Genomic DNA, 26456 nt, shown 5'->3' with positions numbered 1-26456 from the left:
ATCGAAAACAACACACCGGGGTAAGGATGCGCTTTGTAGTGTTCAGCCAACTCCCGGAGGTCCTCACAGGTACGTAGTTGTTCGTGGCAGGTGCCTTCGATAGTGCTGCAAGTCGGCAACGGTGGCTTTGATCCACTGGTAAAACTCGTCGGGTACGCGTTCCAGCATCTCGTCGAAGGGTTGGTTCGCTGCCGGGTATTCCCAAATGCTGCGCGTCTATACCTGCGTCAGCACGCGGTGCAGGCGAACGTGCTCGGCAAACTTCACCTTCACGCGAAGGCCCAATTCGGGAGTGGGCCGGAATCTGGCGCTGCCGTATGACACAACTTCGAGTTGGAACGCAACCCGCTTGCTTCTGCCCAAAGCATGCAGGTGCTGTCGCCGGACCGAATACGCGAAAACATCGCCAAACGGCTGGCAATGGCGTTCAAGCAGTATAAGGTCCCAAACGAAGTACCAGATGAAATCTCAAAAGTTTAACTACGACCTCGACTATCGCAACCTCAACCTGCGCGAACAGCCCGAATTGTACCGGGTCGGTGTGGGTGAGATGGGCGTTCTGTTGGTACGGCCGTATAAAGATGAAATCTTGCCCCACTGGCGATTTAAAACGCCGGAGATTGCCCGCGAATCGTCGGAGAAAATCTATGCGATGTTTCTGGACTACAAAGCCGCCAACGACTTCATCGGCATGGACATGGCCAGGAAGTTTCTGCAAATGGGCTACACCCGGTCAAGGCGTTACGCCAACCACGCCTCCGGGCAGAAATACGATGGTCCCGTTCCCGATGATAAAAAAGGGCAGTCGGGTGCCCACGGGCGTGAGCAGCTGCCCCGCACGGAAGACCCCGTCAAGGCTGAATCGGCCCGGATATTTTACGCCAAATACCTCCAGGCCCGCGAAGACCCGGAGTATAAAAAATTAAGGAAAGACTGGCAGGAAAAGTGGGGATGAAGTGATTTACGATGTACGACTTACGATTTATTGCTGACGCCAGCGCAGACTAATGCAGCGTCAGCAATAAATCGTAAGTCGTAAGTCGTACATCGTAAATCACTTCACTACTGCCCAACCGGCACCGTAGGTGATGGCGTCTTCGATAACGGCCAGCAGGGGGTCGGGTACGTCCTGATCGTGGTTGAGATAACGGCGCAGATGAAAGAAAGCGAATGCCCCGGCTAGGGCCCCCGCGGCACCCAGCAGTGCACCAACGCGGACCGATGCCCCCCGCGCCTCGCTCAGCACGGCCCCACTCGTGGCACCAGACGCCAGACGGGCAATAAGCTGCGGTGGTGAAATGCGGTCTGGCCCGTGGGGTATTTTATCGCCAATGAGTTCTCCCCCCGCCAGCACTTTGAATACGTTAGCCACCTTAGGTGAAGCCATAAAAGCTAACCTACTGTTAAACAAAGGATTAGGTGTCTCAGCCGAAAGCTTCTGACTAACCAGTGCCGGGCCGGAAAATGCCCGCATACCCGATACCACGCCTATAGAAAAGGCACTCAGTGGTGATGATTTCATACGTTTTTCTACTCGTTGAGTTTCCTGTTCAACCGGGAATGTAGCCTTTTGTTTGCCAATGGGTAAGACGCACTGACCAATACGGGTTTAGCACCGTATGCCTCATCAGCATTAATTTCTTTGCGACCTTTGCCCGTCGTGTGGTAGCTCCTCACCAGCGCGATTTAACCGGGATTTGCCCCACTGAATACAACCATGATTCTCTTAGACGGAAAGCTGCTCTCTGCTCAGATTAAACAGGAAATAGCCACCGATGTGGCCGAAATAAAGGCCCAGGGTGGCAAAATTCCGCACCTCGTGGCCATCCTCGTCGGCACGGCGGGCCGGTCGGAGGCCTACGTGGCCAGTAAGATGAAAAGCTGTGAGGAAGTGGGCATGCACTCTACCCTCATCCGCTTCGACGACGACGTGACGGAGGCCGATCTGCTGGCCGCCGTAGAAGACGTCAATGCTAATCCTGACATGGACGGACTGATTGTGCAACTGCCCCTACCTAAGCACATTAATCCCGACAAAGTGATGGAGGCAATAGCTCCTGAAAAAGACGTTGACGGATTCCACCCCATCAATATCGGGCGCATGGCGAAGGGGTTGCCTGCCTACGTGTCGGCTACGCCGCAGGGGATATTGGAGATGCTGAAACGCTACGATATTTCAACTACCGGCAAGCATTGCGTGGTGGTAGGCCGAAGCCAGATTGTGGGCCTGCCCATGAGTATCCTGATGCAGCGCAACGACTACCCCGGCAACTGCACCGTCACGCTGACCCACTCCAAAACCACCAATCTTGCCGAGATCTGCCGCACCGCCGACATCCTGATTGCCGCCCTGGGTCGCCCCGAATTCATCACCGCCGATATGGTCAAAGACGGTGCCGTGGTGATCGACGTGGGGTTGGAACGCGTTGTTGATGCCACTAAGAAAAGTGGTTTTGCCCTCAAAGGCGACGTGAAATTCGATGAAGTAGCGCCCAAAACCACCTACATCACGCCCGTCCCCGGCGGTGTGGGCCTGATGACGATCTGCTCACTCATGCAAAACACCGTCAAAGCCGCCCGACGGGAGGTGTATAAGTAGAGAGGATTACAGAGGCCGTTTATTCATTATCAATGTATAGTTTCATACTTAATACGAAGCCAAAATCGTACAACAGTTGGGCAAAAGCTTCTGGATCTGGAATTCGCTACAAAGATGCATTGACAAACGCGCTGATGTCATTTCATCCGGACTGTGTTTCTGGTGAACAAGATATGTACGGGCTGGTGTATCACTTTTATAAGAAGCAAGAAGGGCTGGATGCAGACAACTTAAGTAAACCTATCTGGGATTGTTTACGTGGTGTGCTTTACACTGACGACAGTCAGGTAAAATTAAGGCTTGCTGGAAGTTTTAATTTGTTAGATCCGGTCTATGATTATCAAGCACTTGATTTTACAGGTATTTCAGGAGATATTGTTAGTGCTCTGTTAAATGCATTTGAAACGGAGCAACATATTCTTTACGTGGAATGTGGTACGTTCTCTGCCGATCTGATCCGGCTAAATTTGAACCGAGATGCGAATTAAGCAACAGTACTTGCAAGAATACCTTCACGACATTGCTGTCAATCAATTAAGGGCTGAGTATCAGTCGAAGGGCTATACTGTAGCCATTGACGCGCCTATAGGCGATACTAAAGCAGATTTGGTAGCCAAAAGGGCAGATGAGGTCGTCGTATTGGAAATCAAGGTGGGGTCGATGACACCAGAAAAAAGAGAGCGAGTAACTAAGCTGGGCGATTATGTAAGAGACCACAAGAATTATAAATTCCTGGTTGTTGTCTCCACACCTCCTAAGCCTAAAAATATTGATGTACCCGACTTGGATGAATTACTACACGAATATATTCTAGATAATTTCCCAAGTGAATTGGATTCGTTGTCTTCACATACGCAAATCGAAGACGTGATCGAAAGCACAGTTGATGAACTGTCAGTACTCGATGAAGGTCGGCTAGCAGTAAAGGGCAGTGGTGTTGTTGAAGTGGAGCTTCACTATGGCTCAAAAGATGATGAGCACATAAGCTATGATAGCTTTCCTTTCACGTTTGACGCCGTGTTAAAAAGAAACGAGAAAGATGAACTGACTATCGATGATATGCATGAGCTAACCGTTGACACGTCCTCATGGGATGAGTCCTAAACAGTGTTGTGCCATAAACCCCCGCCGCCATGAACAAACGTACCTTCCTCAAACTCTCGTCTACCGCGCTGGTCACGCCCATGCTCTCGCCCACTTTTGATTGGATAGCCCCCGGCGCCATGACCAACTGGGCGGGCAATTACCAATACAGCACTAACCGGCTGGCACAGGCCAAATCGGTAGAGCACGTACAGGAATTGATTCGCAGGTACCCCAACGTGAAGGTGTTAGGGACGCGCCACTGCTTTAACGGCATTGCCGACAGTACCCACCAGTTTATCAATCTGGGTGACATGAACCAGGTGGTGTCGCTGGATACCAATGCCCGCACCGTCACTGTGGATGCGACCATGAAATACGGCGACCTGGCCGTGTATCTGGATCAGAAAGGCTTCGCACTGCATAACCTGGCTTCACTGCCCCACATTTCGGTGGCGGGGGCCTGCGCTACGGCTACCCACGGGTCGGGGGTGGGCAATGGCAACCTGGCTACGGCCGTGGTGGGTATGGACTTCATTACGGCGGCGGGCGAAAAACGGACGCTGACTGAGGCTGCCGACGGCGAGGCGTTTCGGGCGGCGGTGGTGCATCTGGGGGGCTTGGGTGTGGTCACGCACGTCACGCTCAAGGTTCAGCCCACGTTTCAGGTGCGGCAGGATGTGTACGAAAACCTGCCCATGAGCCAGCTGAAGGACCATTTCAACGCCATTATGTCGGCGGGGTATAGCGTGAGTCTGTTCACCGACTGGCAGAAGGGTACGGTGAGTGAAGTATGGGTGAAGTCGCGCGTGGAGCCGGGTGGTACACAGGCAGCGGCACTTCAGGAGTTTTACGGGGCCAAACCCGCCACCCGCAATCTGCATCCCATTGCGGCCCTCGATGCGGTAAACTGCACGGCCCAGATGGGCATACCCGGCCCCTGGTATGAACGGCTGCCTCACTTCCGGATGGGATTCACCCCCAGCAGCGGCAAAGAATTACAATCAGAGTATTTCGTACCCGCCAGCAACGCCGTCGAGGCACTATTGGCCGTCGAACGCCTTCGCGACCAGGTAACGCCCCACCTGATGATCTCGGAAATTCGCACCATCGCTGCCGATAATCTCTGGATGAGCACGGCCTACAAACGGCCTTCGGTAGCGATTCACTTTACCTGGAAACCAGACTGGGTGTCGGTGAAAAAAGTCCTGCCGGTAATTGAAAAGGAACTGGCGCCGTTTGGCGCACGACCACACTGGGGCAAGCTTTTTACCATTCCTCCGGCTCAGCTACAGGCCCGTTACGAAAAATACGCCGAATTCAACCGAATGCTGGTTCAGAACGACCCCAAAGGCAAGTTCCGCAACGCATTTCTGGACACGAACATCTTTGGGTAATGATGAGTGATGAATGATAAACGATGAATTTGCTGCCGCATGAGTACCATGTATGCGGCAGCAAATTCATCGTTTATCATTCATCACTCATCATTCAAGATCAGTGGCGGCCTTTACGGGATTGTACAAACGTACCATCAGCGGCGAACGATAGCTCAATAAGCTGGCCGGCAGCCGTTTGAATGAATACTTTATACTGGCCTGTGGTGCTTTTGCCAGCCAGTTTAATGCTCGACCCGGCATAGTTTGTGGTGATGTAGGTGGTCACGTTAGCGGGTAAAGCAGTAGCATCCACTACGCTATAATTCCCTTTCACGCCCCGCACAATTTCCTGACTAAACGTGCCGTCGAGGTTGAACAGCAGGGTTTTGCGCTGGCTGTTTTGGGTAATCATGACCAGGTACCCCCGGTTGGCATCCGTCGCCGCCAGGTCTACGGTAGCCCCGGCGTAGTTGGCCGTTATGTAGGTCGTAATGGCGGCTGGAAGTGCACTCACGGCCACTACCGTCAGGCTGTCGCGCTTCCTGCCAAACCCATGTCCGCCATGGCCGCCCCGTAGCTGAAGCTCTTTATTGAACGTACCATCGGCGTTGAACAGCAGCAGGTTACGTGTAGTCGTTGTGCTGATGGCTACCAAAAAATTACCCTTGTCATCTTTGGCAGCGTAATCAACCGTCGATCCAGCGTATGTAGCTGTAATATAGGCCGTTACTGCTGCGGGCAGGGCTGTCACCGCAATCTTGGTCAGGCTGTCGCGGCAATGAAAACCGGTGGTATCGCCAGTAAGCCGGGCGGCTGATAGTGTAGCGTCGGGAGTTACGTTCGATCCAGTGTTGCATCCCCAGAGGGCCATGCCAAAGAGCGCTGTGAAGACCAGCAGTTGTAGCTTTTTCATCGTTGTATTAAGTTGGTTTTGTACAGGATTACGGCCTATAGAGTAAGGCTGTTGCAGGGAGTCAATTAATTTATGGTGAAAACTCTCCCCCTTGTACCACACAATCATCTGCCGTGCTGACCAATTTCATAATGTCATAAATCGCACAACAGGGTGGAACGCGGTCCGGTCTCATTACCTAACCACCCTCAAACTAAAAGCCAATATCAATCACCAGCGGCTGCACCAGCCATTGCTGACGGCGGATGTCGTAGATCGTGCGGAGGCCGAGTTCCAGCGGGGTGCGAAGGCGAAGTGGGTTGAAAACGAAGGAAATATCGGCTCCCACCGTCCAGTCGTAGCTGCTGACGGGAACAACGGCACGGGGCACCCCCCGAGTGTCGGTCTGAATCACGTTGCTGGTGCCCCGGGCATAGTCGGAGAAGAGGTTGCCTTTGATGCGTTGGACGTAGAGCAACCGAGTGAGCGACCAGTGCACGTCGGCGAGGGGGAGGCGGTAGTCGGCCCCGACCACCGTGAGGTTGTCAAACGCTACGTAGGGAGCCCCACGCGGGTAGAGCACGCTGGCCTGAAAGCGATAGAGTCGGTTGGCGTCGGGCGTACCCCACTGGTATTGATACGCCCCCCGCAGGCGCAGGCTGTGATGCTTACCAACACCCGGCAAAAACACGTTGACCGACGACCCCCACTGCATACCGCGTAGCTGCCCCGTTGCCGTGGCCAGTGGTGTGTGCCGTATCGATGAGTTCATTGTCACCCCCAGCCGTGGTCCCACGTCGCGGTAGCTTTGGCGGAGCGTATAGCTGTAGGCTGCCCCATAGGTCAGGGTATGCAGGTTGCCGTTACCACTTTCGGTCAGTAGCCGCCCCGGCAGGTCGTAGCCCGTTACGTTCATAAAGCCATAGTAGGCCGACAGGCTCGCGCTTTGGTTAAACCGCGATTGGGTTAGCACCAGGGGCAACCGAATCCCCGCCGTGAGTTGGTTGTAGTGCCAGGTGTCGGTGCGCAAACTGTCGAGAGGAAGCACCCTGTCCAGGTAGACACTGGTGCGGCGGTTGCCCGTCTGGAAGCCCACGTCGAGCACCGGATAAAGGCCCTGGTAGCTCAGATTGGCCGCGAATGCCCCCACTTTTTCGCTCTGGTCATAGACGTATGCCGCCGACACCTGGGTGGTAGCCAGAATATCCTGCGACTGTATGCCCACCGTCAGCCCCTGCCCGTTGGAACTGAAGGCCGGCCCCCAGCCATACACATTCAGGGCGTTGGTGAGTCGGCGGTAGCGTTGGGGCGGAGATGTAGACAGGGCTGGTATCGAATCCGTGACAATGGGTGTAAGCGTCTGATTGCCAGCGTCGGGTAGCGGACCAAAATAGCGTGTGGTCTGGTCGGTTTGGGCCGTTATGGGGGGCCAGGCAGCGGGATCCAGCGGCAGTTCGGCAACGCGGAAACCGTGGGTGTCGTAGTCCTGCACGGCCATCGTGCGGATGTTGGGCGACACCGTGGCGTGATAGGCACCAAATGGCCGCGATGTCACCTGCGACACCTGCCCCGAGGCGATCTCTACGGCGTAGATATTGTCGATGCCCGACTGCGGCGAATTAAACAGAATGTGCGTGTTGCCGTACGACTGCGGGTGGCTGATATTGACATTCGCCACGGGCATCAACGCTCGTTTGTCGCCCGTTTGGGTGTCTATATACGCAATCGTCTTGCCTGCCTTTGATAGCGTTACCGTCACGATCTGCCGGTTGTTATGCCAGCGGGGGTGAACGTAGAGGTCATTAGCGGGATTGGGCAATATGCTTAGCTCGCGGCCCGTGTTGGCATCCAGCACCACCAGCCGGTTCTGGTTATCTGTCTCATTGCGAAGGGCAATCAGCTTCTGGCTGTCGGGCGACAGAGCCACGGCGGTGTAGCGGCCACGCGTACTGAGGCGACGGAGGGTACCGGTGGTCAGGTCAAGCAGTTTTATTTCGCCGTAAATCCTTGACCGCCAGCGCGGATCGAACCGATTTTCGATCCAGCAGGCCCGTTGTGGTGTAGCCGAGAAATAGGCCGGGTCGTTCAGGATCAGCCCCTGTTTATACACCCGTTTTTCAACCCCATTCCGGCTCAGCAACACCAGTTGGGCAATGTCGCCGAGGCCACTTTTGATGCACAGTATCGTGCTGTCGGAAAGATACTGCGGGAAGCGATAGTTGGTAAAAACGGGGCGGGTGCGGTCCGATGGCTCGGTCCGGGCTTTTTCGGCCAGAACCGGGTATAGCGTGGCGGGGGTGATGGTCAGGCCTTCGCGCTTCTTTTTCCAGGTCTCGATCAGGTCATTCATTGTTTCGCGATAGAGGGCATCCACGCTCGTGCCACCCGGATTCTCGGCTGATTTGGTGCTTTGTTTCAGGCCGTTGGAAAACGAAAACGGGTAAAACGGGAACTGCGTGTAGATCCTGTTCAGCGCCTTGCTCCAGGCATTGGGACCATAGCTACGCTTGAGTTTGGTGGTGAGGAAGTAGCCCAGCTCGTAATGGTTGGGTACGTTATCACGGAATGAGCCGCCCGTGGCTTTGGCAAAGCTGAAGACGGGCCGGGTGAGCAGGTTGGTGCGCATGCCCAGTTCAAATTCGGGAATGCGGCCCCGGCCAGAGCGCGTCAGGATGGTTTCGGTACCCACAGCGTCGCCTTCCAGAAACCAGCCCGGCGTTACAATCTGCGCCGGGAAACTCAGCCCCTGTGCACCTAGCAGTGTATAGAGCACCCGTCCGTAGCCCTGCAACGCCTTTTCATACTGCACAATGTGGCGGTACTCGTGCACGGCCAGCAGGTCGGTCCAGGTGTTGGTACCCAGCAGGGCCGGGTCTTGTGGGGGCGTGGTGAAAAACTCGGCATGGCGCGGATAGAGCGTGGCAAACCCATTGCTCACCGTAGTCTGATTTTGCAACACCACCGACAGGGGCCGGGGGCGTCGTTCCAGTCCGGCCCCGTCGGGCTCATACACCTCCTCCAGCCGTTGCGCCGTACGGCGGGCAGGTGCCTCAAAACCAGCGGGGTAGATAACGCGAAAATGGGGGGTGTTGATCCTGTACCAGCGCAACGACGACGGATTCTGGTCGAGAATAGGCAGTCCCTGACCAACAGCCGTGAAGGCAGTCAGCAGCAAAAAGGCGAACGGAAAAAAACGCATAGAGTGGTCAATGAGTCAGCAACGACAACGCTGGAAGTGGTGCTGCTAAGATACCGACCGGCCGCGTTAAAAGGCAGGGTAGTTTTTGGCAGCGTTGTCGAGCACCAGCACCCAATCATGGCCGTAACCGCTGTCGGGAGGGGTAAACCGTTGTGGTTTCTGGTTGGTAAACGCCCCTGCCGACTGTGCTTTTCCCGTCCGTGGATCAAACCAGGTGGCCGTGAATTGTTTGCCCAAAAGCTTACCCGGGTTGATCGTAAACGGCTTACCCACAGCCGAATAGACAAAAGCGTAGTCTTTCCCCCGCGTGGCCTGAATGCGTTCGGCAGGGCCGAGGTTGTTCTCTATAATCAGCGATTGGTCGGGTACGCGGTCCAGCAGGGGGCGGGCGGTCATGAGCTTCCTGACGTGGGCCATCTGGTTGGCGCCGGGCAGGTCCAGGGCCTGTTGCCAGAATAGATGCGGGCTGTTTACGGCGGGGCGGGCGTTACTATACATCTGCCAGATGTCGTGGCAGCCGTAGGTATGGCCAAAGGCACCCGCAAACAGATCGAGGTAGGCATACAGCCGAACGTCATACGCGTTGGAGGTGCCTAGGTCGTTGGCGTTGAAACAGACCGGGTGATCTTCGTAAATAGGCTCGGCGTCGAGGGTAGGCCGGGTGGGTTGGCGGTTATAGGCTGCCGTAATGAAATCGTACATAGGCGTGGCGCGACAGTGTCCATTCTGATGCATATTCAGGTCAAACCAGGGTTCGGTGTTGAACCACTTGCCCGCCCCTGCCTCCATGCCGTTGGGTTGCGGGTGATAGGTGATCAGCGCTTTGTCGGCTCCACCCACGCCGTCCTGAATGCCCTCGGCCATGGCCCGCCACACGGCCACGTCGGCGGAGCCGTCGCGCGGGTTGCGGTCGCCACCCAGCACCCAAACGATGTTTTCGCGGTTTTTGTAGCGGTTGCCCACGTACCGGCCATAAACGCGGGCGTTAGTTTGGTTGAAGATTTCCGGTCCCTGTCCCCAGCCACTTTTAAACAGCTTGTCGCCCCAGGTAGGCAGAAACGCCACGACCATACCATAGCTCGCCGCACGGTCGATGATGTAGTCGACGTGGGCGAAATAGGCTTCGTTGGGGGTGGTGGGGTCGTTGTTACGCAGGGGCGTTTCGCCGTAAGGGTTGGGTTCTTTCAGGCCGTCGAACTCGGCCAGGGCAACGGCCTGCACCACGGTAAACCCCTGCGCGGCACGGCGTTTCAGGTACTGATCGGCCTCTTCGCGGTTCAGCCGGTGAAACAATTCCCAGGCGGTGTCGCCAAGCCAGAAAAACGGCGTATTGTCCTGATGGACCAGGTAGCGTTTATTCTCCGACACCCGTAGCCGACCGTGCGAAAAAGGCGTCTGGGCGTAGGAGAGGAAGTTTGTTACGGCAAAAAGCAGTACGAGCAGGGCGTTTTTCATGAGTGGTCTGACAGGGAAAGTCGTCAGGCTCATAAAGCAGAAAAGAAGGTTCGTTTCCTGTTTAGTTGGGCGCTACCTGCGATTGCGCGCTGCCGTCCGATTAGCCAATGCCAATTCCGGCCAGCAGCGCCATATACCCCTCAATACCAGCTTCCACTTCGCTCAGCAACACAAACTCGTTGGCGGTATGTGACCGCTCAGAATGACCGGGACCACACTTCAATGACGGAATCACCCGTCCATGCTGCGTCAGTAATGCCTGATCCGACAGCGTAGGCGAGCCGTAGGTGGTACGGCCCAGAGCCAGCCCTGCCTGCACCAGCGGGTGATCAATTGCAATGCCCGATGGCCGCAGCCGCACCGACCGGGGCGTAACCGTGGCCGAAACGTTTTCGCGCACGATAGCCAGCACTTCTTCCAGTGTGTATTGCTCCGTCACCCGCACGTCGACGGTGAACGTGCAGACATCGGGCACTACGTTGTGCTGCGTACCCGCCTGTATGATCGTGACGGATTGTTTCACCGGCCCCAGCAACGGCGATACCTTTGGGTAGGCATAGGTCTGAAACCACTGCATGTCAGGTAGTGCCTTGTAAATGGCATTCTCACCCTCGTCACGAGCAGCATGACCAGCCCGCCCCTGTACCACACAGTCCAGCACGAGTAGTCCTTTTTCGGCAATGGCAAGCTGCATTTGGGTGGGTTCACCCACAATAGCGACGGATAGCGGCGGCAGGTGGGGCAGGAGGGATTCGATACCGCCCCGCCCCGAAATTTCTTCTTCAGCCGTAGCCGCCACAACCAGATTATGGCTTAGGTCAGCGCGGTTATATAGGTGTACAAACAGGGCCAGCAAACTCACCAGGCAACCGCCTGCGTCGTTGCTGCCGAGGCCATAGAGCACGTCGCCTTCCACCGTCGGACTAAACGGATCACGCGTCCACGACGGGTTGGGCTTTACCGTGTCGTGGTGCGAATTGAGTAGCAATGTAGGCTTGGCGGGGTCGAAATGGCGGTTTTTGGCCCATACGTTATGCCCCAGCCGCTCGCAGGCCACGCCGTTCTGCTCAAAATAGGCCGCGATCAACGCCGCCGTTGGCCCTTCCTCCCGGCTCATTGACGGCGTGGCGATGAGCTGTTTTAGCAGGGCAACGGCATTTTCGGCAAGAGGGTTGTTCATGGAGGTAAGGATTTACGAATTACGAATTACGATCTTGCTGACGCTCCTTTTGCTCTATAGCAATTTCATGCGTCAGCAAAAATCGTAATTCGTACATCGTAATTCGTAAATCAATACATTTTCACCGTCACCAAACACTGCCCCACATGGCGCATGGTATGTTCGGCGGCGTGGAAGAGCAAGCCTATAACGGTAGATGGCAACGCGGCCCGGCCCACGGTGCGGTAATCCGGGAGGGTATCTGGGTCGGTTTGGGCCAGGGCAGCAACGGTGCGGTCGGTCTGGGTGCTAAGGCGAGTTAGCAGCTCGGCCACGGTAGTTTGTCCGGTGGCGGGTTGCCCCTCCTGTTTAAGATCGGCAAACTGAGTGGCCGACAGGTGCTCGCCACGGGCGTAGGTAAGCATCCGGTCCTGCACGCCGGCGATATGCTGCAAATGAAACCCCACCGAGGCTACCCCCGCCGGACGGTCCCACAGACGCTCATCGGGGAAGGCCGCAAGGGCGGCGTTAAGGTCTTCGCGGGCTTGCAACAGGGCGTGGGCTGCGGGTTGCAACAGGGCCGGAATGCCCGGCTGCGGCCCCCGGAGCCAGATTTCGGGTTGTGTTGGCATAGGTTCTCTTTTGTAAAAGCCTCGACCTGCGTTTATTATTCCGATAGGGCCAAATACTCAAACTTTTACCCCGTTCGGTCAGTTTCCTTAGTATATGGAAACGCTCGAAAAAATCCGTAAGGCGTACACTGAATACGTCCTTGAAAACGGCAAGCAGCCCACCTCCGTTTTCCAGTTTGCCAAAAAACTGAAACTCGCCGAAGCTGAGTTCTACGATTACTACGCCTCCTTCGATGCCATCGAAGCCGATGTCTGGCTCGCCTTCTTTCAAGCGTCGAAACAGACCGTCGAGGCCGACGATACCTACCAGACCTACTCCGTCCGCGAGAAGCTGCTGGCCTTCTACTACACCTGGATCGAACTGCTCAAAGCGCAGCGCAGCTTTGTGGTTTACAGCTATGGTCGGTTGCGGGGTATGAACGCCGGTGGCGACATGGCTGTGGCCTCGCCTATTGCCAAAGCTGGCCTACGCAACCGTACCGTCAACTCGCAGGTACTGATGCCCTTCAAGGAAGCCTTCAACGATTTTGCCCGCGACCTGCTGGCCGAAGGCCGCGAAAGCCGTGAAGTTGAACCCCGCCCGTTTCTTACCGACCGCTACCCCGGTGCTCTCTGGACACAGGCCCTGTTCATCCTCGATTTCTGGATAAAAGACGTAAGCAAGGGCTTCGAAAAAACCGACACAGCCATCGAAAAGTCGGTCAACACCACGTTCGACCTCATCGGCCGTTCGCCACTGGACACCCTCTTCGACTTCGCCAAGTTTGCTTATCAGAATCGATAAATAATGAAAAATGTAAACTGAAGAATCGGTCCGCCGATACGGTAAAATGTGGCTGTCGCAAGCGTACTCCTGCGACAGCCACATTTTACCGTATCGGCGGACCGATTCTTCAGTTTACATTTTTCATTACCCTTCATCATGAAAACCCAAAACTCCGTTCCAACTAGTAAGGTTGCCCGTGCCAGCCAGTTTGTTAAGGCCGGTGTGAAAGTAGGGGGTAACTATATCAAGCATTACAGCAAAAAGCTCGTCGATCCGTCGCTGACGAAGGAAGACCTGCACAACGATAATGCTGCCGATATCTACGATGCACTGAGCGAACTGAAAGGTTCGGCGCTGAAAATGGCGCAGATGCTGAGTATGGACCGGGGCCTTTTACCCACGGCCTACAGCGATAAATTTGCCATGTCGCAGTATTCCGCGCCGCCACTGTCAGGGCCGTTGGTGGTCAAAACGTTCCGTACCCTGTTTGGCAAAACGCCGGGCGAGATGTACGACAAATTCGACATCAATTCGGTCAATGCCGCCAGTATCGGGCAGGTGCACGTGGCTTATAAATACGGGAAAAAGCTGGCCGTGAAGGTGCAGTATCCCGGCGTGGCTGATTCCGTTACGTCTGACCTGCGCATTGCCAAGCCATTGGCTGTGAGACTACTGAACCTCGACGAGCGTCAGATTGATCGCTATATGGGTGAGGTGGAAAGCAAACTGCTGGAAGAGACAGATTATGATCTGGAATTGAAACGGTCGGTGGAAATATCTGAAGCCTGCGCTCACATACCGAGTTTGGTGTTCCCGAAATACTACCCCGAACTGTCGAGCAAGCGCGTGCTGACGATGGACTGGCTGGAGGGGCTGCACCTGAAAGAATTTTTGGCCACCAACCCCACGCAGGAGGTGCGCAACAAGATTGGGCAGGCGCTGTGGGATTTCTACGATTTCCAGATTCACACCCTCCGGCAGGTCCATGCTGATCCGCACCCCGGCAATTTCCTCATGCGCGCCGACGGCACGATGGGCGTGATCGACTTCGGCTGCGTGAAGGTGATCCCCGACTTTTACTACGATAATTATTTCCAGCTCATCAACCCCGACACGATCAAAGACGAAGCCCTGACGCAGCAGATTTTTACGAATCTGGAGTTTCTGGTGCCGCAGGACAGCCCCAAAGATCGCAAGTTTTTCTCCGGCCTGTTCATGCAAATGATCGACATGCTGGGTGCTCCCTTCGCCGTCAATGAATTCGATTTCGGCGACGATGAGTACTTCAACAACGTCTACGCCTTCGCCGATCAACTCTCGAAACTGGAAGAGCTACGTTCGTCAAAAGTGGTGCGTGGCTCGCAGGACGGCTTGTACGTAAACCGGACGTATTACGGTCTGTATGCTTTGCTCAACGAATTGAAAGCCAAGGTAGTAACGCACAAGCCCGAATGGCTAAAGCCAAAGATGATAGCCGTTGTTTAACGTAACCCGGACTTTAGTCCGGTTTGATAAATACACGCACAGACGCTCGCCAGATATCATTCTGGCGAGCGTCTGTGCGTAAAGACATGGCCTTGGCGGCTAGGGTAGGTAATCGTCCATTTGTCTTTATAGCACGTGTGGCACAAAGTCCAGACTAAACTTTATGAAAACGACAATCACACTCAGTATTGCCTGCCTGTTGGCTTGTTCCGGCTTTATGTATAGTCAGGCCCCCGGCGAATGGATGAGCCTCTTCGACGGTAAGACGTTAAATGGCTGGAAAGTGGGTAAAAACGCCGACACGTTCAGCGTGCAGGACGGGGCTATTGTGGTGGCCGGACCTACCGCGCATTTGTTCTACGAAGGTCCCGTGGGCAACCATTCGTTCAAGAATTTTGAGTGGAAAGCGCAGGTAAAAACCATGCCCGGCTCCAACTCCGGCATGTTTATTCATACTGCATTTCAGGAGGGTGGCTGGCCCGCGCAGGGTTACGAAATCCAGGTGAACCAGTCCCATACCGACTGGCGCAAAACGGGTAGCGTCTATGGTGTGCAGGACGTGAAAGAAACGTTTGTCAAAGACGACGAATGGTACACCGAAGATATTACGGTGCAGGGCAAACAGGTGACGGTAAAGATCAACGATAAGGTAATCAACACCTATACCGAACCCGACAGCCTGACTAACAGTACCATCAAACGCCGCCTGAGCCGGGGCACGGTAGCCCTGCAAGGCCACGACCCCAAAAGCAAAGTCCTCTACAAAGACATCATGATCCGCATCCTGCCTGATTAAGAAGAACTGTTTGGCGGAGTGCCACTCCGCCGTAAGCAAGTGGCATTGAAAAAGCCCGCCAAACATCGATTTGGCGGGCTTTTTGGTGCTAGTTCAGGACACGTGTAACCCCATCGGGGTTCCACAGCGCAGCGTCGGTAGAAAAAATGGCGTGATCGTTTTCTGCGTGCCGTAGGTACGCCACCACCCCATCTATGTTGTGGCGTACCTACGGCACGCAGGCAGGCGAAAACCGGTGCAAATTCTACCGACGCTCCGCTATGCAACCCCGATGGGGTTACTTCCGTACCGCCGAGATCGGGACACAAGGCGCTGGCAGGCAGGTCGACTCATACGCGCCCATATCCACCCGCCCGTTCTGAACGCGTGGTTGCCCGGCGAGGTCAGTAGGGAGCAGATCTAGTGTGTTTGGGTCGCCGGTATTGATCGCCGGGCTGTTAGCGAGTAGCCGATAATTACCGCTGGCAGGGTTAATGAAAGAAGGGTCAGAAATCATATTACCAGTACCCTGCATTGTTAACGTAGTCAACTCTTGCAAATCTGAATAATTAGCGTAGAAATAATTACTTATATCTGCACCCACCGATAAATGTATAGTTTGTTTTTTGAACATGGGCGAATCGGGGGCAGTGTTATTCCAGACGATACAATTTTTCAATAGTGTATGATTTGTTCTGAGCATGTTCGCATACATTATATTTTCGTCAGTCATTAAATTATAAAAAGCACCACCTGATATATAAGCTGAATTGCTAACCAAATTACAATTCGTAAAAAGAAGGCTGGTTTCTTTATCGCCCGATTTACTGTAGATAACACCGCCTCTTGCCGCTATGTTGTTAGCAAACAGGCAGTTGTTGTAGGTTGAATGAGACATGCTTGCGTTTATGGCTCCACCATCACCACCAGCTGAATTATACCTGAACAGTGAATACTCAATTCTACACTGATTTGATGCCGTACTGATTGCACCGCCCAAGATAGTAGCTTTATTTGATAGGAATTGACAGTTATTAATCGTTAGCGAATCCAACAGGTCACTGCCAGGATCAACATAAACGGCACCGCCATACGTGGCGCTATTGTCTGAAAAAAGGCATTCATCTAGGTTAATTTTGGCAGAGCCACTTTGTGTTACTGATGCAAAAGCGCCACCAGATTCAGCACTATTAGTTGCGAAGTAAGAACCCCTAATGCGAATAGTAGATTGACTATTATTTTTTGTTATAGCTCCTATGGCGCCGCCACCAACTAATGAACCTTCAATATTATTGTCGACAAATCGGCAATTATTTATAAATATAGATAAGGCGTTTCTGCCAGACTCAATATACAGGCCGGCTCCTGAACTGCTGTAATCATAGGGTGCTCTATGACCACCGTAAATAGTTAGCCTATCAAGTGTAATTAATTGTGCTGAATTGATTACGCTGACAACATGGGTGCTGTTATCGCCCGAATACCCCACCACGCCTATGTCGCCTGATAAGGTAGCGAGGTCTGCGTAAGGTGTTCGTTCATCAAACGTTGTTTCTGTCCCCCAAAAGCCGCCATATACCGATACGCCTGATGCAATACTGAACGAGGCAGTTCGGTCTGTTGTGGTCGTGGGTTTATAAACGCCGGCTCCTATCCAGAATTGTGTGCCGGTAGTGGCGGTAGCTATGCTGCCTGCCAGCGCTGTACCCGGTAACGCATTGGCCCACGAACTGCCCGAATGATCACCCGCGCCGGAAGGCGTGACCCGGATAATGGGCTGTGAAAAGGCGAACGTGAGACTGGAAAAGAAAACGACGAGCAGGTGGCAAAAGCGCATGAGCGGTTGTGGATCTAATACCATAGCAGAGCAATAATCATGCAAGGCGCGTTGACTTATTGTGGCTTCTCGGTCTTCCTTCGTCAGACAAACTCACGCAGCACCCCTTAACTGTTCGACTACAATTTTCAACCCCGTCTGCTTCGTTTTATCTTTACAAATGCCCATTCCCAACACCACCGTAGCCCCCAAACCCATGAAGCCCCGTTTCGACGATATTTTTATGGAATTGGCCGTGAACCTGGCCAAACGGTCGCACTGCATTAAGGCGCAGGTGGGGGCGGTGCTCACCAAAGACACCCGCATTATCTCCATCGGCTATAATGGCCCGCCCGCCGAGACGCACAACTGCGACGAAGAATTTCCCGGAGTTGGTTGCCCCCGCGATTCGAAGGGGTCGTGTTCGCTGGCCCTACACGCCGAACAAAACGCCATCCTGTATGCCGCCAAAAACGGCTCGGCTATTGAAGAGGCCACGATCTACGTCACGCTGTCGCCCTGCATTGCCTGCGCCCGCATCATCTACAGCATGAAAATTCAGCGGGTGGTGTACCTGCATTCCTACGCCGAATACAAGGGCATCGGCAGCGATGAAGGCGTCGATTTTCTCCGGAAATTTGGCGTCAATGTAGAGCAATACGTACCCACGTCGGGCTTTTTGCTGCAGGATCAGGCCCCTCTTGCATCCGCCCGGTCCGTATGAACCTACTGGCACACGCCTGGCTATCGGACCGCAACGAGGGCTACCTGGTTGGCAATTTTATTGGTGACTTTATCAAAGGTGACCCCGCCAACCCGCGCCACAGCCTGCTCCCCGACGAACTGCGGGGCGTGCGTATTCACCGGGCCATCGATGCGTTTACGGATAGCCACATAGAGGTGCAGGCCGTGCGCACACTGCTGCATCCGCGCTGCCATAAGTATGCTGGCGTGGCCGTAGACGTGTTTTTTGATCATTTTCTGGCTACTCAGTTCCCGGAGGTGACGGGCAACGAACTGGACGAATTCGTGCGCTTTGCGTACCACACGCTCCAAACCCGCGCCGACCGACTGCCCCCCCGCGCTGCCCGCATGGCCCACTACATGATGGAGCAGGACTGGCTCCGGCATTACCAGTCGACCACGGGCATCGACCGGGCGCTCAAGGGCCTTGCCCGACGTACCCAATTTGCCTCTGGCCTCGACACGGCCGTTGACGACCTGGTCTTGTATTACGCCCAAATCAACCTGCATTTCCTGCGTTTCTGGCCACAACTCGTTGCCCACATCCGGCAGGTTACGGTAGCGCTGGCGTGACGATTACTTGATCGGCAACACCCGAATGTTTTTGTTCTCGATACGCGACAGTTCGGTAAGCTGTTTGGCCATGTATTGCTGGTCGTAACGAATGGAGGCGGTGGTATCGGCGGGGTTGCCTTTGTAGTTGATGTAGTCCTGAAAACGGATGCCGCCCACCACCTGCGGGTTCATTGCCTTGCGGAAACGGGGCCCTCCCTCGCTGTAGGCCAGATAATCCATGGTGTGTGTTTTCTGGTTGAACCAGTAGCAGAAGACATCGCCATGGTCTTTACCGCCACCTTCTGCCCGGAAGCGTACCCGAACCTTATCATACAACTGCCCATCGACGGTGGCTTCACCAACGTAGTCGGCTAGTACGGCGGGGTCGCGGAGTTTAAATGGGAGCAGCACAAAATAAGCCACCGAGTTCACAGCCCGGCTGTATTTACCTGCCTGGGCCGTATCCAACACCTGCGGCTGACCATTTAGCGAGCGCGTCAGCCCATCATTTGTCAGCACCTCCCGGATGATCGTGCCCGTTGAGTCGGGGTGGGTTCGTTCGTAGCGGAACTGCCCGCCCTGCTGGAGTAACACCAGGTGGAAATTGCGGAAGTCGAATTCAATCTGCTTACCCTGCCAGGCATCGCCACCGTGCGCAGTAATTGCCTGGTCAATTAGCGTTTGCGCGTTCTTGCCAGACTGGCAGGCTACAGTCAGCAGGAGAAACAGCCCAATCATGGGAAAGGGGCTGGCTAACCCAGTCGGCAGGTGTGTTAGGAATCTTTTCACGAAGGACTCCGCCTGAAAGCGGACGTTGGATGGATGTCAGCAGCCTTATTTGATCCGGCTGTCGAACTGGAACGGCTCGACCTGACTGATCTGAATGTAGGCAAAATCAGGGTGTTGGGGGTTCAGCAGGTAGTTGTGTTCGGCGGGAACAATGGCCGATGGCACCTGTAAAATGGCCGATTTTCGGCCCACCAGCCAGGCGTCGCCCAGACGTTGGCAGTGGGTATATTGCTCAAAGTCGCTCCAGTCGGGGGGGAGGGTGTCCAGCGCAATGGTCTCGATGGGCAAGGTGTCGGGAATGTCGATGCAGATCGTTCGGAAATCGGCTTGCAAACCCCGTCCGGTACGGTGCACCACGTTTTCGAGGCAGGCCAGTGCCCGCGAGGCAGCGGTGTAGATCACAAACCGGTCGGCCGAATTCCAGCGCGCTGCCCGGCCCGATGCCACCAGGCTGTCGGCCCATTTGGCCAGCGTAATGCGGTATACCTCCAAAAGAGTTTTCAGTTTAGAGTTTGCTGTCTTCGGTTGCTTCGCGCTTCGGCGTGACCCCCCGCCCTGAAGGGTGCCCGCTGGCGCACGAATTAGGCCTTCGGCTTTTTATTAATGCGCCAGCGGGCACCCTTCAGGGCGGGGGGTTACGCCAAAGTGCGAAGCAACCGAAGACAGTAAACCGTTTTTACGCCAGCGCGCCAAATTCAATTCGCGTCAGCTCATCGTCGATCAGATCAATACCGCCCGACGTTTGCATCAGCTCAAAAGGGCGTTGATTACCAAGGCCATAGGCGGGGGCATCGAGCCAGCTTCTAAACTCGGCGATGCTGCCGAAAATGGCTTCGCCGTGCTGGAAAAGAGCCAGCATTTTCAGGGCCAGTTCGCCCGTGGTGGGGCTGAGCTTGCGCTTGGTTTCTTTGTAGCGGAGCAGCGTCTTCAGCGACGTGTCGAACAGAGGCGCGATCTCTTCCCGCTTGTAGCCGGAGAGTTCGGCCAGGTCGAAAAACAGCACGGCGTCGACCCCCCGGCGCGACGACAAAACGATAGATATTTTATCGCGGATAAGCGGTTCATACCGCCCGAAAACTGATTTACGCATCGTGCTGATTGACTGAGTGTTGTCCTGACAACACAAACCTAGAGAAGTTTGTCCCAAAAAAAAAGACAAATGATTCACGAGGTAGGCAAATGATTTACGAATTACGAGGTGCGATTTACGAATTTTGCTGACGCTAGTGGGCTGTCGCAAGAATACGCTCGCTTTAGCCCACTGGCGTCAGCAAAATTCGTAAATCGTACCTCGTAATTCGTAAATCATTTGTCTGCCGTCGATTCCGTCCTGAAAGATATTCGCAACAAGCGAATTGCGCCCGTTTATCTCATCCACGGCGATGAGCCTTATTACCTTGACCGCATTGCCGATGAACTGGAAAAAGTGGTTGTGCCCGTAGCCGAGCGGGGGTTCAATCAGTTTGTGCTGTTCGGAAAAGATGCCGACGTGGGGGCGGTGCTCAACTACGCCCGGCGCTATCCGTTCATGGCCGAACGGCAGCTGGTACTGGTGAAAGAGGCACAGCAGATCGGCGGTATTAAAGACAAATCGGGACAGCAACTGCTGGAAGGCTATGCCATGGAGCCCCTGGGTAGCACGGTGCTGGCCATCTTCCACAACGAACCCCTCGACGAGCGCAAAGCCTGGGTAAAGGCCTTCAGCAGCAAGGGTGTGCTGGTGAATGCCAAAAAAATGTACGACAGTAAGCTCGTCGATTGGGTGGGAGACTACTGTCGGGGGCGGGGTACCAAAATCAGCCCCAAAGCCTGCCAGATGCTGGTTGATGCCATTGGCAATGACCTGAAACGCATGGCGGGTGAGGTAGACAAGATCCTGCTCAACCTGCGCGTCGACGAAGAAATTTCGGCCACTACCGTCGAGCGGTTTGTGGGTATCAGCAAGGAATACAACGTCTTCGAACTGCAAAAAGCCATCACCCAGCGCGACGTGCTGAAAGCCAATCGCATTGTCGATTATTTCGGGCAAAACGCCAAAGACAACCCCCTGGTGGTGATTCTGGCGCAGTTGTTTCAGTATTTCAGCAAAGTGCTGTTGGTGCAGGCCAGCAAAGACCAAAGCGAACGCGGACTGGCCCCGGTGCTGGGCGTGAACCCGTTTTTTGTGAAAGACTACCTCTCCGCCGCCCGCACGTTTCCGTTGGTGAAGGTGGCCGACATCATCCACGCCATCCGCCGCGCCGACGCCCAGGCCAAAGGCATCGACACGGCTACTTTATCTGAAGACGATATCCTGAAGGAACTGGTGTTTGCCATTTTGCACTGAGACAATGCAAACCCTACAGGCCGTCCGCCGCTGCGGTTTCCAAACCTATAAGGTTTACGACAAGCCCTACCGGTGCCGGACGGTGCCGTGCGAAAAGTCGTAGCGGAAGATGGGTTCTACCTCGTGGGTGTGGTCGTATTTGACCAGTTCGGTAAGCAGGCCGGTGCCCAGACCAAACACCCATCCGTGCACCGTGGGGCGCTGCTCAAAATGCCAGGCCGACTGGATGATGGACGTCTTCACCAGGTTTTGCACCTGCGCCAACACGTTTAATTCCACCAGCCGGTCAACACGACTGGTTTCATCGTCAATGGCTGCAATCTCTGCTTCATGCAGGGCATAAACATCTTTTATATTGCGTAACCATTTGTTAATCAAGCCCAGGTCCTGGTGGGTCATAGATGCTTTCACGCCCCCACAGCCATAATGACCACACACGATAACGTGTTCTACCTTCAGCACTTCCACGGCGTATTGCAACACACTCAGCAGGTTCATGTCGGTGTGAATGACCAGGTTAGCCACGTTGCGGTGTACGAAAATCTCGCCGGGTTGCGCGCCCGTGATGCTCTCGGCAGGTACGCGGCTGTCGGCGCAGCCAATCCATAAAAATTTGGGTTTCTGACCTGACGCCAGCGTGTCGAAGAAGGTCTCATCCAGTTCAAGCTGATCCTGTGCCCAGGCCTTATTCTTCAGTAATAGCTTCTCGTAGGGTTGCATGTTGTTGGGTATTGCGTTTTTTTAAGGAAATCTCATTTAGTTCGTAATCAATGCCCTGCGCGCGGGCTGTGGCACCAAAATCGGTCAGCATGTTGACGATGTCATGGTCGATGAACATGGCGTGCTGTCCGTCAATGTACACTGAATCGCCGCGTTTCAGATTGCGCAAAGCCTCTTTCAGGCGAGGCTTACTCAGAAAATACATGTCTTTCTGAAGCTTGATCAGCACCTTGTTCTTGTCGCGAATGACCCGAAACGTGGCCTGCGAGTTGGTGTAAACAACATAGACAACGCCAATGACAGTGCCCATGAGAATACCAACCAGCAAGTCGGTGAAGACAATGCCGATGACAGTCAGGATAAAAGGGACAAATTGATTCGGCCCGTCGCGGTAGATGCGCACAAATAAACTCGGTTTGGCCAATTTATAGCCCACCACAATGAGCAATGCCGCCAGACAGGCCAGCGGAATATGGTTCAGCACCGACCCCAGCAAGGCCACCGCGATAAGCAACAACAAGCCATGCAACATGGTAGACACCCGCGTTTTGCCCCCGCCAAAAATATTGGCCGACGTGCGCACCACCACCGACGTAATGGGCAGTCCGCCCAGTAGTCCCGACACGATGTTGCCCAGGCCCTGCGCTACCAGTTCCTGATCGGGCGACGACTGCCGTCTGAGTGGGTCGAGGCGGTCCGAGGCTTCCAGGTTGAGCAGGGTCTCCAGGCTGGCTACCAGGGCTACTGTGGCCGCAACAACATAAACGCGCGGGTTTTTCAGGGCGCTGAAATCAGGAAAATCAAAAATAGCCGACACGTTTTGGCCGGCTTTAAACACCGGAATGCGTACCATATGCTCATTATTGTCGCCCAGGTACCAGTCGGGATAATACAGTCGGAAAAGCTGGTTGATGCCCACTCCCAGGACAACCACCAACAGAGCAGCGGGTAAATTTTTGAAGAAATTGATGCCCCGCCCGGCAGCGCGTTCCCAGGAGATCAGAAGGATTAGCGAGATAATGCTGATGAGTACTGCTCCCGGACTGGCAGTTACAATGGCCCTGTATATTTCGGAAACCGTGTTTTCACCATCAGCAAGCTGACTGAATTCATATTCGCCTTCGTAATCATTGTCGCGGCCCAGCGCGTGGGGTATTTGCTTAAGCACGATCACGATACCAATGCCCACCAGCATGCCTTTAATCACACTATCGGGGAAGAGGCTGCTGAACCGCCCGGCTTTGATCAACCCCAAACCAAGCTGAAATACACCCGCCAGAATTACCGCTGTTAGAAAGGCCTCAAACGAACCCAGATCACCGATAGACTCTGCCACGATTACGGCCAGACCCGCCGCCGGACCGCTCACACTGAGCTCTGATCCTGACAAACCGCCCACTACCAGACCACCAATGATGCCTGCAACGAGCCCTGAAAATAGCGGTGCGCCCGATGCCAGCGCTACGCCGAGACAAAGTGGCAACGCCACCAAAAAAACAGATATCCCTGCCGGTACATCGTGCTGGAGGTTACGCGGATGGTATTGGCTTAAAGTTGCCAGTGGGCCAGATAGTTTCATGAATGTGTCTTGGTCTACGCCTGTCTGGCATACGACTGCTAAAAAGCTACGCACCGGACAAGCATATTAAAACCAGATTAAAACAAATGGTTTCACATTCATCTACTATTTACAGATAGCCCATGCTTTCTAGCTACGAAAAGGCCCTAAAACGCCAAAAACCGCCTTTGTGGAGCGGTTTTTGTTTGTTGACTGACCAAGTAATCGTTGTAGCGGGGAGCAGGATCGAACTGCCGACCTTAGGGTTATGAATCCTACGCTCTAACCATCTGAGCTACCCCGCCGTATCGTTCTGCAAAAGTACGGCTTTAATTTGTTTGGTCAAGGAAGCCACCTTGTTTTTGGTACCTTTTTTCTGTTACCTTGCTAAAACCTTCCTCCTCGGTCAGCCTTGTTTTTGGGCCGCTTAACCGTAATTGGCTGAGGCCAAAGGAAGTACAAACAGCTTAGTGTTCACGAGTTTTTGCCGCTCCCCATCATGGAGAAATTTAAGTTTACTACCGAATATGAACTGCGGGCTTCGCCTAAAGTACTCTTCCCATACATCAGTTCGGCCTCGGGGCTGTCGCAGTGGTTTGCCGCCAAGGTCAATACGATGCCCGACCACAAATACGATTTCATTTGGGATGATGAAAGCCACGTGGCCCGCCAAACAGCACTGCGCCAGAACAAAAGCGTACGGTTCGATTTTTTGAACACCGGCGACAATGGCCACGACGGTAACTATGTCGATTTTCGGCTCGACGTGAGTGAGTTAACGCAGGCTACCTACCTGAAAATCACCGACTATTCAACCAATACCGATGAAGACGATCTTCAGGATATGTGGGACGGAATGATTCACAAGCTTAAAGAGATTGTTGGATCGTGAGTACCTGAGATCAGTAGTTATCAGCCAGATGATCGTTAAAAATGCATAACTGCAACTGATTAATGAACAATGCTCAATGGGCCGCGCGTTAATGAATGAGGTACGCATTGGTCGGTTATAACGGACGCGCTGTTCATTCATTTAGGTGAAAAAAATTGATAAACTGGTGCTGAAGTCGTTCTTCGGCCCCTTCTTTCTTACGCTGGCCATCGTCATCTTTATTTTCATGATGCGCCTGCTGATGCTGTATATCGAAGAGTTCGTCTCGAAAGATATTGGCTTCGTCACCATCGCGCGGCTGCTGTATTTCTTCGCCGTGCTTACTATTCCTACCGCCCTTCCGCTGGCTGTATTGCTCTCGTCGTTGATGACGTTTGGCAACCTCGGCGAGTATTTTGAGTTAACGGCCATGAAGAGCGCCGGTATCTCGCTCACACGGGTACTGCGCCCGCTCATTCTGCTGGCCGTGGGCTTCGCATTTTTCTCGTTCTGGTTCAACAACCACGTATCGCCCTGGGCCAACCTGAAAGCCTTTAGTCTGCTTTACGACGTAAAATCGGCGAAGGCGACGCTGAATCTGAAGGAAGGCATTTTCTATAACGACCTGCCGGGCTATAGTATCAAGGTTGACAGCAAAGACAAAGACGGGGTAGGGCTGAACGGGCTGGTGATCTACAAACACAGCACGTCGGGTGTTGAAACGGGCAACCGCGAAATCATACTGGCCAAATCGGGCAAGATGTACACCGACCCCAGCCGGTCATACCTGGTGTTTGAGCTAAATGATGGCAATGACTACCAGGAATACAGCGATAACCGGTCGGCGTCGTTTGGTGCTGGCGTATCAGCCAAGCCGTCGCAGTTTATGCGCAACGCGTTTAAACATTACAAGCTGGTGATTAGCATGGAGTCGTTCGGGTTGCACCGCACCGATGAACAGCAGTTTGAATATCACCCCTACATGAAAACGCTCTCGGAACTGACCACCATCACCGACTCGCTGCAACGCGATGCCAAACGGGCCAGTCTGAGTGTGGCCAGTTCGTCACGTAACTACTATACATATCAGTTCCGGTCTGACGAAGTGGTGAAATCCAAACGGGTCAAAGATGGTCCCTGGGTAGACAGCCTGCTGGCCCGCCCGCTACGCACGTCGAACCCCATTGAAGTAGATCAGCAGGCCCAGACGCAGGCGCAAAATATGCTTTCCTATGCCCAGTCAAATATCACATACCTGGCCGAGAAAGAAAAAAGCTCGTACCAGTATGACCTGGAGAGCCACCACAAATTCACGCAGGCTATCTCGGTGTTTATCATGTTTTTGATCGGTGCGCCGCTCGGAGCCATCATTCGCAAAGGTGGTTTTGGTTTGCCCGTGCTCGTCTCCATCATTTTCTTTATTGTCCTGTATGTGCTCACGCTGCTGGGCGACAAGTTCGCCAAAGATGGCGCGTGGCCCGTACCAATGGGGGCGTGGCTGGCTAATGCCGTACTCCTGCCCGTGGGCCTATACCTGCTCCGCCAGGCCCGCCTCGACTCCCGCGTGTTCGACAAAGACGCCTACCTGATCGCCTGGAACCGGTTGAAGGGGAAAGTGAGTTCAAGATTTAAAGTTTAAGGTTTAAAGTCTAA

At 54.1% G+C, this 26456-nt stretch carries 25 protein-coding genes and 1 tRNA gene; 13 read left to right on the top strand and 13 right to left on the bottom strand.

Features of this window, described 5'->3' with window-relative positions:
- The first annotated feature begins 460 nt into the window (after positions 1–460).
- Positions 461–955, top strand: coding sequence for a DUF4385 domain-containing protein (locus J2I47_RS06520; RefSeq protein ID WP_207363732.1), 495 nt, complete (start codon positions 461–463; stop codon positions 953–955).
- Positions 956–1054: 99 nt separating this feature from the next.
- Here the strand turns inward: J2I47_RS06520 and J2I47_RS06515 are convergent, their stop codons facing one another.
- A complete protein-coding gene (locus tag J2I47_RS06515) occupies positions 1055–1522 on the bottom strand; it encodes a DUF4126 family protein (protein WP_207363731.1) in 468 nt (155 codons plus the stop codon).
- A 195-nt stretch (positions 1523–1717) separates the two neighbouring features.
- Here J2I47_RS06515 and J2I47_RS06510 point away from each other — a divergent pair, with 195 nt between their 5' ends.
- From J2I47_RS06510 to J2I47_RS06495, 4 genes are read left to right on the top strand one after another with little or no spacing between them, the layout of a single operon-like run.
- Entirely contained in the window at positions 1718–2599 is an 882-nt protein-coding gene (locus tag J2I47_RS06510; protein WP_207363730.1) for a bifunctional 5,10-methylenetetrahydrofolate dehydrogenase/5,10-methenyltetrahydrofolate cyclohydrolase, read from the top strand.
- Positions 2600–2631: 32 nt separating this feature from the next.
- On the top strand, positions 2632–3087 hold the full coding sequence (locus J2I47_RS06505) for a RusA family crossover junction endodeoxyribonuclease (RefSeq protein ID WP_207363729.1): 456 nt from the start codon (positions 2632–2634) through the stop codon (positions 3085–3087).
- Positions 3088–3097: 10 nt separating this feature from the next.
- On the top strand, positions 3098–3703 hold the full coding sequence (locus J2I47_RS06500; RefSeq protein ID WP_207363728.1) for a pPIWI-associating nuclease domain-containing protein: 606 nt from the start codon (positions 3098–3100) through the stop codon (positions 3701–3703).
- A gap of 29 nt (positions 3704–3732) precedes the next feature.
- Positions 3733–5079, top strand: coding sequence for a D-arabinono-1,4-lactone oxidase (locus J2I47_RS06495; protein WP_207363727.1), 1347 nt, complete (start codon positions 3733–3735; stop codon positions 5077–5079).
- A 100-nt stretch (positions 5080–5179) separates the two neighbouring features.
- Here J2I47_RS06495 and J2I47_RS06490 read toward each other — a convergent pair whose 3' ends face one another.
- From J2I47_RS06490 to J2I47_RS06470, 5 genes are all read right to left on the bottom strand, one after another.
- Positions 5180–5974 carry a PepSY-like domain-containing protein gene (locus tag J2I47_RS06490; RefSeq protein ID WP_207363726.1) on the bottom strand — a complete coding sequence of 265 codons (795 nt, stop codon included), beginning with the start codon at positions 5972–5974 and terminating at the stop codon, positions 5180–5182.
- A 193-nt stretch (positions 5975–6167) separates the two neighbouring features.
- Entirely contained in the window at positions 6168–9152 is a 2985-nt protein-coding gene (locus J2I47_RS06485) for a TolB family protein (RefSeq protein ID WP_207363725.1), read from the bottom strand.
- Positions 9153–9218: 66 nt separating this feature from the next.
- Entirely contained in the window at positions 9219–10607 is a 1389-nt protein-coding gene (locus tag J2I47_RS06480; RefSeq protein WP_207363724.1) for a glycoside hydrolase family 140 protein, read from the bottom strand.
- 100 nt (positions 10608–10707) lie between these two features.
- On the bottom strand, positions 10708–11787 hold the full coding sequence (locus J2I47_RS06475; RefSeq protein WP_207363723.1) for a M20 family metallo-hydrolase: 1080 nt from the start codon (positions 11785–11787) through the stop codon (positions 10708–10710).
- 110 nt (positions 11788–11897) lie between these two features.
- Positions 11898–12398 (bottom strand): DinB family protein, encoded by a 501-nt coding sequence (locus J2I47_RS06470; protein ID WP_207363722.1) that lies wholly within the window; start codon positions 12396–12398, stop codon positions 11898–11900.
- A gap of 94 nt (positions 12399–12492) precedes the next feature.
- On the opposite strand from J2I47_RS06470, the gene J2I47_RS06465 reads away from it, so the two are divergent.
- The 3 genes from J2I47_RS06465 to J2I47_RS06455 all read left to right on the top strand — a co-directional run bounded on the left by J2I47_RS06465 (position 12493) and on the right by J2I47_RS06455 (position 15445).
- Complete coding sequence (locus J2I47_RS06465) at positions 12493–13182, top strand: TetR/AcrR family transcriptional regulator (protein WP_207363721.1); 690 nt, start codon at positions 12493–12495, stop codon at positions 13180–13182.
- 138 nt (positions 13183–13320) lie between these two features.
- Positions 13321–14649, top strand: a complete 1329-nt coding sequence (locus tag J2I47_RS06460; RefSeq protein ID WP_207363720.1) for an ABC1 kinase family protein — start codon at positions 13321–13323, stop codon at positions 14647–14649.
- A gap of 163 nt (positions 14650–14812) precedes the next feature.
- Positions 14813–15445, top strand: a complete 633-nt coding sequence (locus J2I47_RS06455) for a 3-keto-disaccharide hydrolase (RefSeq protein WP_207363719.1) — start codon at positions 14813–14815, stop codon at positions 15443–15445.
- 277 nt (positions 15446–15722) lie between these two features.
- Here the strand turns inward: J2I47_RS06455 and J2I47_RS06450 are convergent, their stop codons facing one another.
- A complete protein-coding gene (locus tag J2I47_RS06450; RefSeq protein ID WP_207363718.1) occupies positions 15723–17285 on the bottom strand; it encodes a choice-of-anchor Q domain-containing protein in 1563 nt (520 codons plus the stop codon).
- A 136-nt stretch (positions 17286–17421) separates the two neighbouring features.
- Here J2I47_RS06450 and J2I47_RS06445 point away from each other — a divergent pair, with 136 nt between their 5' ends.
- Together J2I47_RS06445 and J2I47_RS06440 are read left to right on the top strand one after the other, a co-directional pair.
- Positions 17422–17964 carry a deoxycytidylate deaminase gene (locus J2I47_RS06445; protein ID WP_229374317.1) on the top strand — a complete coding sequence of 181 codons (543 nt, stop codon included), beginning with the start codon at positions 17422–17424 and terminating at the stop codon, positions 17962–17964.
- Positions 17961–18557, top strand: coding sequence for an acyl carrier protein phosphodiesterase (locus J2I47_RS06440; protein ID WP_207363717.1), 597 nt, complete (start codon positions 17961–17963; stop codon positions 18555–18557). The genes J2I47_RS06445 and J2I47_RS06440 overlap by 4 nt, the downstream gene beginning before the upstream one ends.
- A 3-nt stretch (positions 18558–18560) precedes the next feature.
- On the opposite strand, the gene J2I47_RS06435 is transcribed toward J2I47_RS06440, so the two are convergent.
- From J2I47_RS06435 to J2I47_RS06425, 3 genes are all read right to left on the bottom strand, one after another.
- Positions 18561–19328: a DUF6503 family protein gene (locus tag J2I47_RS06435; protein WP_310587632.1), complete on the bottom strand. Its 768-nt coding sequence runs from the start codon at positions 19326–19328 to the stop codon at positions 18561–18563.
- A 45-nt stretch (positions 19329–19373) separates the two neighbouring features.
- Positions 19374–19820, bottom strand: coding sequence for an RES family NAD+ phosphorylase (locus J2I47_RS06430; RefSeq protein ID WP_207363716.1), 447 nt, complete (start codon positions 19818–19820; stop codon positions 19374–19376).
- 184 nt (positions 19821–20004) lie between these two features.
- Positions 20005–20418, bottom strand: coding sequence for an Xre family toxin-antitoxin system antitoxin (locus tag J2I47_RS06425; RefSeq protein WP_207363715.1), 414 nt, complete (start codon positions 20416–20418; stop codon positions 20005–20007).
- Positions 20419–20637: 219 nt separating this feature from the next.
- Between J2I47_RS06425 and holA the strand changes: the two genes are divergently transcribed.
- Positions 20638–21654, top strand: a complete 1017-nt coding sequence (gene holA / locus J2I47_RS06420; RefSeq protein WP_207363714.1) for a DNA polymerase III subunit delta — start codon at positions 20638–20640, stop codon at positions 21652–21654.
- Between the two features lie 66 nt (positions 21655–21720).
- Here the strand turns inward: holA and can are convergent, their stop codons facing one another.
- From can to J2I47_RS06405, 3 genes are all read right to left on the bottom strand, one after another.
- The gene (gene can / locus J2I47_RS06415) at positions 21721–22374 is read right to left on the bottom strand and encodes a carbonate dehydratase (protein WP_207363713.1); all 654 of its coding nucleotides are present in this window, start codon (positions 22372–22374) and stop codon (positions 21721–21723) included.
- Positions 22340–23953, bottom strand: coding sequence for a SulP family inorganic anion transporter (locus J2I47_RS06410; RefSeq protein WP_207363712.1), 1614 nt, complete (start codon positions 23951–23953; stop codon positions 22340–22342). Before J2I47_RS06410 ends, can begins: the two co-directional genes overlap by 35 nt.
- 210 nt (positions 23954–24163) lie before the next feature.
- A tRNA-Met gene (locus J2I47_RS06405) sits at positions 24164–24237 on the bottom strand.
- 194 nt (positions 24238–24431) lie between these two features.
- On the opposite strand from J2I47_RS06405, the gene J2I47_RS06400 reads away from it, so the two are divergent.
- On the top strand, positions 24432–24824 hold the full coding sequence (locus J2I47_RS06400) for an START-like domain-containing protein (RefSeq protein WP_207363711.1): 393 nt from the start codon (positions 24432–24434) through the stop codon (positions 24822–24824).
- A 145-nt stretch (positions 24825–24969) separates the two neighbouring features.
- Positions 24970–26442 carry an LptF/LptG family permease gene (locus J2I47_RS06395; RefSeq protein WP_207363710.1) on the top strand — a complete coding sequence of 491 codons (1473 nt, stop codon included), beginning with the start codon at positions 24970–24972 and terminating at the stop codon, positions 26440–26442.
- The last annotated feature ends 14 nt before the right edge of the window (positions 26443–26456 follow it).

Source organism: Fibrella rubiginis (assembly GCF_017353185.1).
Lineage (GTDB): Bacteria > Bacteroidota > Bacteroidia > Cytophagales > Spirosomataceae > Fibrella > Fibrella rubiginis.
The sequence above is the reverse complement of the archived record's forward strand: the minus strand, read 5'-3'. Positions and strand labels throughout refer to the sequence as shown.

What these genes read in the sequence shown, in the direction of transcription:
- J2I47_RS06520 (WP_207363732.1), top strand. Translation starts at nt 461, where the DNA reads ATGAAATCTCAAAAGTTTAACTACGACCTCGACTATCGCAACCTCAAC.
- J2I47_RS06515 (WP_207363731.1), bottom strand. Translation starts at nt 1,522, where the DNA reads ATGAAATCATCACCACTGAGTGCCTTTTCTATAGGCGTGGTATCGGGT.
- J2I47_RS06510 (WP_207363730.1), top strand. Translation starts at nt 1,718, where the DNA reads ATGATTCTCTTAGACGGAAAGCTGCTCTCTGCTCAGATTAAACAGGAA.
- J2I47_RS06505 (WP_207363729.1), top strand. Translation starts at nt 2,632, where the DNA reads ATGTATAGTTTCATACTTAATACGAAGCCAAAATCGTACAACAGTTGG.
- J2I47_RS06495 (WP_207363727.1), top strand. Translation starts at nt 3,733, where the DNA reads ATGAACAAACGTACCTTCCTCAAACTCTCGTCTACCGCGCTGGTCACG.
- J2I47_RS06490 (WP_207363726.1), bottom strand. Translation starts at nt 5,974, where the DNA reads ATGAAAAAGCTACAACTGCTGGTCTTCACAGCGCTCTTTGGCATGGCC.
- J2I47_RS06485 (WP_207363725.1), bottom strand. Translation starts at nt 9,152, where the DNA reads ATGCGTTTTTTTCCGTTCGCCTTTTTGCTGCTGACTGCCTTCACGGCT.
- J2I47_RS06480 (WP_207363724.1), bottom strand. Translation starts at nt 10,607, where the DNA reads ATGAAAAACGCCCTGCTCGTACTGCTTTTTGCCGTAACAAACTTCCTC.
- J2I47_RS06475 (WP_207363723.1), bottom strand. Translation starts at nt 11,787, where the DNA reads ATGAACAACCCTCTTGCCGAAAATGCCGTTGCCCTGCTAAAACAGCTC.
- J2I47_RS06470 (WP_207363722.1), bottom strand. Translation starts at nt 12,398, where the DNA reads ATGCCAACACAACCCGAAATCTGGCTCCGGGGGCCGCAGCCGGGCATT.
- J2I47_RS06465 (WP_207363721.1), top strand. Translation starts at nt 12,493, where the DNA reads ATGGAAACGCTCGAAAAAATCCGTAAGGCGTACACTGAATACGTCCTT.
- J2I47_RS06460 (WP_207363720.1), top strand. Translation starts at nt 13,321, where the DNA reads ATGAAAACCCAAAACTCCGTTCCAACTAGTAAGGTTGCCCGTGCCAGC.
- J2I47_RS06455 (WP_207363719.1), top strand. Translation starts at nt 14,813, where the DNA reads ATGAAAACGACAATCACACTCAGTATTGCCTGCCTGTTGGCTTGTTCC.
- J2I47_RS06450 (WP_207363718.1), bottom strand. Translation starts at nt 17,285, where the DNA reads ATGGTATTAGATCCACAACCGCTCATGCGCTTTTGCCACCTGCTCGTC.
- J2I47_RS06445 (WP_229374317.1), top strand. Translation starts at nt 17,422, where the DNA reads ATGCCCATTCCCAACACCACCGTAGCCCCCAAACCCATGAAGCCCCGT.
- J2I47_RS06440 (WP_207363717.1), top strand. Translation starts at nt 17,961, where the DNA reads ATGAACCTACTGGCACACGCCTGGCTATCGGACCGCAACGAGGGCTAC.
- J2I47_RS06425 (WP_207363715.1), bottom strand. Translation starts at nt 20,418, where the DNA reads ATGCGTAAATCAGTTTTCGGGCGGTATGAACCGCTTATCCGCGATAAA.
- can (WP_207363713.1), bottom strand. Translation starts at nt 22,374, where the DNA reads ATGCAACCCTACGAGAAGCTATTACTGAAGAATAAGGCCTGGGCACAG.
- J2I47_RS06410 (WP_207363712.1), bottom strand. Translation starts at nt 23,953, where the DNA reads ATGAAACTATCTGGCCCACTGGCAACTTTAAGCCAATACCATCCGCGT.
- J2I47_RS06400 (WP_207363711.1), top strand. Translation starts at nt 24,432, where the DNA reads ATGGAGAAATTTAAGTTTACTACCGAATATGAACTGCGGGCTTCGCCT.